Raw genomic sequence first — 7,296 nt, 5'->3', positions numbered from 1 at the left:
CTCGGTGCGGGTCCGTGACGGACCCGCACCGAGCCTCCTGGCCGTCCGGGGCCGATCCGCCGCCGTGCGCGCCTCCCTCGGTTCGTCGTGGGGAACGGTTAGGGTTCTGCGCATGGCCGGAGGCACCAAGTCGACCACGCGCTCGCGCGCGTCCACGTCGTCCCGCGGAGGTGGGACCCGTGGTTCGTCGCGCACCCAGGCCACCACGAAGAAGCTCCCGCAGGCATCGCCTCCGGTCGAGTTCACCGGGCCGAACCCGCTCGTGACGGCGTGGATGGGCATGGCGCACGCGGTCGGGGCGATGTTCCGGCTGCTCGGCAAGGAGACCCTCGAGAAGGACCAGCGCCGCGACGGCTTCCCCTTCTTCCTGTTCGTGCTGGCGATCGTCGGCGCCGTCGTGGAGTGGCTCAACCCGACCAACGGGGTGTCGGTCGCGCTCGACGCCTACACGTTCGGTGGGTTGTTCGGCCGTCTGGCCTTCGCCCTGCCCGTGATCATGGTCGTGTTCGCCGGCTGGCTGTTCCGGCACCCGGCGTCCGTGCACGACAACACCCGGATCGGCATCGGCCTCGGGCTGCTGCTCGTCTCGATCTCCTCGCTCTGCCACGTGTTCGGCGGGCAGCCCAGTGCGGCGGACGGCATGCCCGTCCTCGCCGCAGCCGGTGGGGTCATCGGCTGGGTCGTGATCGGCTGGCTCGTCGCCGTCGCCACCCCGTGGGTCGCCGTCCCGGTCGCGATCGTGCTGCTCGTGCTGTCGCTGTTCATCATCACGAAGACCCCGCCGAACAAGGTCGGGCGTCGCCTGCACGAGCTCTACGCGTACCTGTTCGGCGCGCCGGCCCCCGCCGCCGAGGACGTCGACGACAGCCCCGTCGAGCCGACCAGGCCGACCCGCAAGCGCGCCACGAAGACCGACTCGCAGGGCCTGCAGCTGTTCGAGGACCTCGGCTTCGACGAGGACGAGCAGGCGGCCGAGGGCGCCGAGAACCAGACCCCGTGGTGGCGGCGGAACAAGACCGGGCGTGAAGAGGACCCGGCGTACGACACCCCCGTCATACCGCCGGCCGCTGCCGCTGCTCCGGCCGCTGCTCCCGTGCCGACGCCCGCGCCGGTCCCGACGCCTGCACCGCGCCCGACCGCGGGCGCCGCTGCCGGCCTCGTCGACCTCACGCCGGCCGAACCCGTCTCGGTGAACCTCAACGACTCCGCGGAGCAGGACGTCGCCGCCGAGCTCGACCGTGCCGAGCAGGCACTGCGCGACTTCGGCGCTCCCGTGCCGGACGACGCCACCGCCGTGATCCGTCCCGCGCAGGACGTGCCCCTCGTCTCGCCGTCGCTCCCCGACGAGGGCGCAGCCGCCGCCGACCTGCCGACGGCCGCGTCGGACGACGACCCCTCCCGCCCGTACCGCCTGCCGGCAGCGACCACGCTGAGCTCCGGCACGCCCTCGGTCGCCCGCAGCCAGGCGAACGACGACATCGTCGCCGCGATCATGGGCGTGCTCACCGAGTTCAAGGTCGACGCCAGGGTCACCGGCTTCTCCCGCGGGCCGACGGTCACCCGGTACGAGATCGAGCTCGGCCCGGGCGTCAAGGTCGAGCGCGTCACGGCGCTGTCGAAGAACCTGTCGTACGCGGTCGCGTCGAACGAGGTCCGCATCCTCTCGCCGATCCCGGGCAAGAGCGCGATCGGCGTCGAGATCCCGAACTCCGACCGCGAGATCGTCTCCCTCGGTGACGTGCTCCGGTCGAGCGCCGCGACGAAGTCGAAGCACCCGATGACGATCGGCGTCGGCAAGGACGTCGAGGGCGGCTTCGTCGTCGCGAACCTCGCGAAGATGCCCCACCTGCTGGTCGCCGGCTCCACGGGCTCCGGCAAGTCGGTGTTCATCAACTCGATGATCACCTCGCTGCTGATGCGCGCGAAGCCGTCCGAGGTCCGCATGGTCCTCGTCGACCCGAAGCGTGTCGAGCTCTCGATCTACGCCGGTGTCCCGCACCTCATCACGCCCATCATCACGAACCCGAAGAAGGCGGCGGAAGCGCTGCAGTGGGTCGTGAAGGAGATGGACATGCGGTACGACGACCTGGCGTCGTTCGGGTTCCGCCACGTCGACGACTTCAACAAGGCGATCGAGAACGGCGAGATCATCCTGCCCGCCGGCAGCGAGCGGAAGCTCAAGCCGTACCCGTACCTGCTCGTCGTGGTGGACGAGCTCGCCGACCTCATGCTCGTCGCCCCGCGCGACGTCGAGGAGTCGATCGTCCGCATCACCCAGCTCGCCCGTGCCGCAGGCATCCACCTGGTGCTCGCGACCCAGCGTCCGTCCGTCGACGTGATCACCGGCCTGATCAAGGCCAACGTGCCGTCCCGCATCGCCTTTGCCGTGACCAGCGTCACCGACTCCCGCGTCATCCTCGACCAGCCGGGCGCCGACAAGCTCATCGGGCAGGGCGACGGGCTCTTCCTGCCGATGGGCTCCTCGAAGGCCGTCCGTGTGCAGGGCGCGTGGGTGCAGGAGAGCGAGGTCGCCGAGGTCGTCCAGCACGTCACCCGGCAGGCCCAGCCGGAGTACCGCCAGGACGTCGCCGCCGTGGTGGAGCGCAAGGAGGTCGACGCCGACATCGGAGACGACCTCGAGCTGCTGCTCGCCGCGGTCGAGCAGGTCGTGTCGACGCAGTTCGGCTCGACGTCGATGCTGCAGCGCAAGCTCCGCGTCGGCTTCGCGAAGGCCGGACGCCTGATGGACCTGATGGAGTCGCGCGACATCGTCGGGCCGTCCGAGGGCTCGAAGGCCCGCGACGTGCTCGTCACGGCAGACCAGCTGCCCTCGGTGCTCGCGAAGCTCCGTGGCGAGGAACCCCCTGCGGCTGCGGCTGCGGCTCCGGTGGCGCCGGCGCCCGGTGACGACGGTGGTGACCGGTACAGCGCCGACCCCGTCGGCGACATGACCCGCGGGTACGATGCAGTGGACGACGAACCCGACGAGGACGCCTGGGGCCTCACGGGCAGGGAGTGAGCACGATGACCGCCTCCGACGGCACCACCACCAAGCGGTTCCCGTGGCGCGGACGACTGATCCGCAAGGGCCCGGGGCCCGCGTCCACCGCGAACGTGGCGAACATCATCACCGTCATCCGGATCCTGATGGCGCCGCTGTTCTTCGTGCTGCTCCTGTCGGACGGCGGCCAGGACACCGGTGTGCGCATCTGGGCGGCCGTGGTCTTCGTCGTGGCGATCGTCACCGACAGCGCCGACGGCATCATCGCCCGGCGACAGGGGCTCGTCACGGACTTCGGCAAGCTCGTCGACCCGATCGCCGACAAGGTGCTCATCGGCGGCGCGCTCGTCGCCCTGTCGATCCTCGGCGAACTGCCCTGGTACGTCACGGTGCTGATCATGGTGCGCGAGATCGGCATCACCGTCTTCCGCTTCGCGGTGCTCTCCGACCGGGTGATCCCGGCGAGCCGCGGCGGGAAGATCAAGACCGTCCTGCAGGCCGTGGCGATCACCCTGGCGCTGTTCCCGTGGTGGGGCTTCGCGGGGGACTTCGCCCACTGGACGAACGGCATCCTGATGACGGCAGCGGTCATCGCCACCGTGGTGAGCGGCCTGGACTACCTGTACCAGGCGTGGAAGCACAACCGGACCGCAGCGTGACCGACGCTGTCCGGATCGCGCCGTCGCTCGTCGCGGAACTGACAGTCCGCGGTGAGACGGTCGCGGTGGCGGAGTCGCTCACGGGCGGGCTCGTCGTCGCCGAACTCGTCGCCGTGCCGGGCGCGAGTGCGGTCGTCCGTGGTGGGGTGGTGGCCTACGCGACACCGCTCAAGGCCTCGGTCCTCGGGATCTCCGCCGAGCTGCTGGCCGCCAACGGCGCCGTGGACCCGGAGGTCGCCCGGCAGATGGCCAGCGGCGTCCGGCGCGCCCTGGCCGTCGACGGCGTCCCCGCCACGTGGGGGATCAGCACCACGGGCGTGGCCGGACCGGACCCCCAGGACGGCCAGCCCGTCGGCACGGTCTTCATCGGGATCGCGTCCGAGGACGGTGCCGAGGCCTTCGCGCTGCACCTCGACGGTGACCGCGAGGCAATCCGGAACGCCGCTGTCTCCGAACTCCTGACACGACTGTCCATCCGGCTCGAGACCGGGGAATGACCCGCGTTACCACCGGGTTACATCTCACGCAATCTCCAGCAGGACGGCAGCCCAGGTGGCTAGCATGCTGCAACCGGCAACGCGCAGTTGCCGAACCCGAACCGGTCATCCCGATCGGCCGGGCGCGGAGACGACAGAGAGGAGGAGTTCTCATGGTTCTCGTTCGTCAGGAAATCGGCGATGTCCTGCGGGACTTCCGCTTGCAGAAGGGCCGGACCCTCCGTCAGGTCGCGTCCAAGGCCAGCGTCGCACTCGGGTACCTCAGTGAGGTCGAGCGCGGACAGAAGGAAGCCAGTTCGGAGATCCTCGCATCCGTCGCGGACGCGCTGGACACCCCGATCTCGACCATCATGCGCGAGGTGGGCGACCGCCTCGCCGTCGTGGAGGGCCTGACCGCCGTCCCGGACACGCTCCCGGACGAGCTCGTCGCTGAGTTCGACAACGACCTCGCGGTGCGCTGAGTCGCACTGCCCTCCCGAACGCCCCCGCCGGTCCGCCGGCGGGGGCGTTCGTCGTCCGGGGGTCGGTCTACCCTTGACGGATGCGCGTGAGTGAGTTCTGGCGAGCCGTCGACCAGGTGTTCGGGGAGGCCTACGGGGCCGTCGTCGCGCGGGACGTCGTGCTCGAGGACCTCGGGGGCCGGTCCGCGGCGGACGCCATCGCCGCGGGGATCGACACCCGCAAGGTGTGGGACGCCCTCTGCGACTCGCAGGACGTCCCACTCGACCGTCGGCACGGCAAGGGCCTGATCGACCCGCCGAACTGACCTCGTCGCAGCCGAACACACGTTCGGCGTGTCGCTCGAACGCGTGTTCGACCGGTGGTAGCTTCCTCCACAGCGGCGTACCCGGCGGATTCCATCCACAGGCAGCGTGGTGACCGGCAGTGATGTCGGTGGCCCGCCCTAGGTTCGGAGTCATCGGGAACACCCGAAGCCTTGTCCGAGAACCCCTGGCCCTGCACCATCGGCCGCGGGGGATCGGACAGCCTACAGGCGGCAGACACCGAGCAGAAGGACCACCACCATGCCATCACCCGCAGACCGCGAGAAGTCCCTCGAGACCGCACTCGCGCAGATCGACCGGCAGTTCGGCAAGGGTGCTGTCATGCGCCTCGGCTCGGACGAGCGCGCCCCGGTCGCCACCATCCCGACCGGTTCCGTCGCGCTGGATGTCGCGCTGGGGATCGGTGGGCTGCCGCGTGGCCGCATCATCGAGATCTACGGCCCGGAGTCCTCCGGCAAGACCACGCTCACGATCCACGCCATCGCGAACGCCCAGCGCAACGGTGGCATCGCGGCCTTCATCGACGCAGAGCACGCGCTCGACCCCGAGTACGCCAAGGCCCTCGGCGTCGACATCGACGCCCTCCTGGTGTCGCAGCCGGACACCGCCGAGCAGGCCCTCGAGATCGCGGACATGCTCGTCCGCTCGGGGTCCATCGACCTGATCGTCATCGACTCCGTCGCCGCGCTCGTGCCCCGCGCCGAGATCGAGGGCGAGATGGGTGACTCCCACGTCGGTCTGCAGGCCCGCCTCATGTCACAGGCGCTCCGCAAGCTCGCCGGTGGACTCAACCAGACGCAGACCACGATGATCTTCATCAACCAGCTGCGCGAGAAGATCGGTGTGTTCTTCGGTTCCCCCGAGACCACCTCCGGCGGCAAGGCGCTCAAGTTCTACGCGTCGGTCCGTCTGGACATCCGTCGCATCGAGACCCTGAAGAGCGGCACGGACGCCGTCGGCAACCGCACGCGCGTCAAGGTCGTCAAGAACAAGATGGCGCCGCCCTTCAAGCAGGCCGAGTTCGACATCCTGTACGGCACAGGCATCTCGCGAGAGGGCTCGCTGCTCGACTTCGGTGTCGACCACAACATCGTCAAGAAGTCGGGTGCCTGGTACACCTACGACGGCGACCAGCTCGGGCAGGGCAAGGAGAACTCCCGCTCCTTCCTGATCCAGAACCCCGAGATCGCCGCTGACATCGAGGGCAAGATCCTCGCCAAGCTGGGCATCGGTGGGGCCAAGCCCGCCGCCGACGCCGCTCCGGTCGAGTCCATCGAGCCCAAGCTCGCGCGCAAGGGCGCGTGACCAGCCGCAACGACGACGACGCGGACCTCGCACCGGTCACTGACCTGTTCGGTGCGAGGTCCCGTCGTCGTGCGGCGGCGTCCGGGCCCGAGGACGATGCGGCATCCACTCCGGCGTCGTCGGAGTCATCCGGACCGTCGGAGTCCTCGCGTCCGTCGTCTGCGCCGTCCCGCCCCTCGTCGTCCTCGTCCCGGATCGCTCCGGTCGCCGACATCACCGGCAACGACTCCGCGGGACCGCCCGCGGACGACGCCGACCACCACCACGACGACGACCGCGGCATGGAGGCCGACGCGGACAGCCCCGTCCCGATCGGCGGGCCCCGTGGCCAGGCCGCGTGGGTGTCGCCGGTCGTCGGTGACGGGACCGGTCGCAGCGCACGGGCGGAGCAGTCCGGGTACGACGACGACGGCGCCGACGCGACCACTGCCTCGGTCTTCTCGATCACCGGGGGTGAGGAGATCGACCCCGCTGACGCGCCACGTCCACTCGACGAGCAGCGTGCCGACGCGGAACGGCTCAGCATGCGAGCCCTCGGGCGCAAGGGCGTGAGCGAGTCCGAGCTCCGGACGATGCTCACGGGCAACGACCTCGAGCCCGACGTGGTCGAGCACGAGATCGAACGCCTCACCCGGGTGGGGCTGCTCGACGACGTCGCGCTGGCCACCGACCTGGTGGACCGGTTGCACGACCGCAAAGGCCTCGGCCGCCAGGGTGTCGTCGCAGAGCTGCGCCGCCGTGGCATCGGCGCCGAGGCGATCGACGCGGCTCTCGACGCCGCCGCGGACGACGAGGACGACGAGTTCGTCCGGGCGATCGAACTCGCACAGAAGCGTGTCGGTCAGCTCCGGGGACTCGACCGCGCCACGGCCGAGCGACGGCTCTCCGGGTTCCTCATGCGCAAGGGCTACAACGGCGGCGTTGTCCGGATCGCGGTCGAGCGTGCGCTCGACGGCGGCGGCCCGAAGCCCGGTGGACCGCGCGGCACCGTGCGCTTCGAGTAGCGACGAACGGGGGCCATGGTCGCGTGCCCTGCGATTTACACTGGG

The 7,296-nt window shown here is 70.3% G+C and carries 7 protein-coding genes; all 7 read left to right on the top strand.

The window, feature by feature from the left end; all coding sequences use genetic code 11:
* The first annotated feature begins 112 nt into the window (after positions 1-112).
* The 7 genes from ITJ68_RS17680 to ITJ68_RS19680 all read left to right on the top strand — a co-directional run bounded on the left by ITJ68_RS17680 (position 113) and on the right by ITJ68_RS19680 (position 7,251).
* The gene (locus ITJ68_RS17680) at positions 113-3,019 is read left to right on the top strand and encodes an FtsK/SpoIIIE family DNA translocase (RefSeq protein ID WP_194663248.1); all 2,907 of its coding nucleotides are present in this window, start codon (positions 113-115) and stop codon (positions 3,017-3,019) included.
* Between the two features lie 5 nt (positions 3,020-3,024).
* Positions 3,025-3,660 carry a CDP-diacylglycerol--glycerol-3-phosphate 3-phosphatidyltransferase gene (gene pgsA / locus ITJ68_RS17675; protein WP_194663246.1) on the top strand — a complete coding sequence of 212 codons (636 nt, stop codon included), beginning with the start codon at positions 3,025-3,027 and terminating at the stop codon, positions 3,658-3,660.
* On the top strand, positions 3,657-4,157 hold the full coding sequence (locus ITJ68_RS17670) for a nicotinamide-nucleotide amidohydrolase family protein (RefSeq protein ID WP_323743365.1): 501 nt from the start codon (positions 3,657-3,659) through the stop codon (positions 4,155-4,157). The genes pgsA and ITJ68_RS17670 overlap by 4 nt, the downstream gene beginning before the upstream one ends.
* A gap of 152 nt (positions 4,158-4,309) precedes the next feature.
* On the top strand, positions 4,310-4,618 hold the full coding sequence (locus ITJ68_RS17665; RefSeq protein ID WP_071270824.1) for a helix-turn-helix domain-containing protein: 309 nt from the start codon (positions 4,310-4,312) through the stop codon (positions 4,616-4,618).
* A gap of 80 nt (positions 4,619-4,698) precedes the next feature.
* A complete protein-coding gene (locus tag ITJ68_RS17660; protein WP_194663244.1) occupies positions 4,699-4,923 on the top strand; it encodes a DUF3046 domain-containing protein in 225 nt (74 codons plus the stop codon).
* Positions 4,924-5,182: 259 nt separating this feature from the next.
* The gene (gene recA, locus ITJ68_RS17655; protein ID WP_071270830.1) at positions 5,183-6,247 is read left to right on the top strand and encodes a recombinase RecA; all 1,065 of its coding nucleotides are present in this window, start codon (positions 5,183-5,185) and stop codon (positions 6,245-6,247) included.
* Complete coding sequence (locus ITJ68_RS19680; RefSeq protein WP_194663242.1) at positions 6,244-7,251, top strand: regulatory protein RecX; 1,008 nt, start codon at positions 6,244-6,246, stop codon at positions 7,249-7,251. The genes recA and ITJ68_RS19680 overlap by 4 nt, the downstream gene beginning before the upstream one ends.
* The last annotated feature ends 45 nt before the right edge of the window (positions 7,252-7,296 follow it).

The organism is Curtobacterium sp. VKM Ac-1395 (assembly GCF_015350975.1).
Classification (GTDB): domain Bacteria; phylum Actinomycetota; class Actinomycetes; order Actinomycetales; family Microbacteriaceae; genus Curtobacterium.
This window is presented reverse-complemented; position numbering and strand designations above follow the sequence as displayed.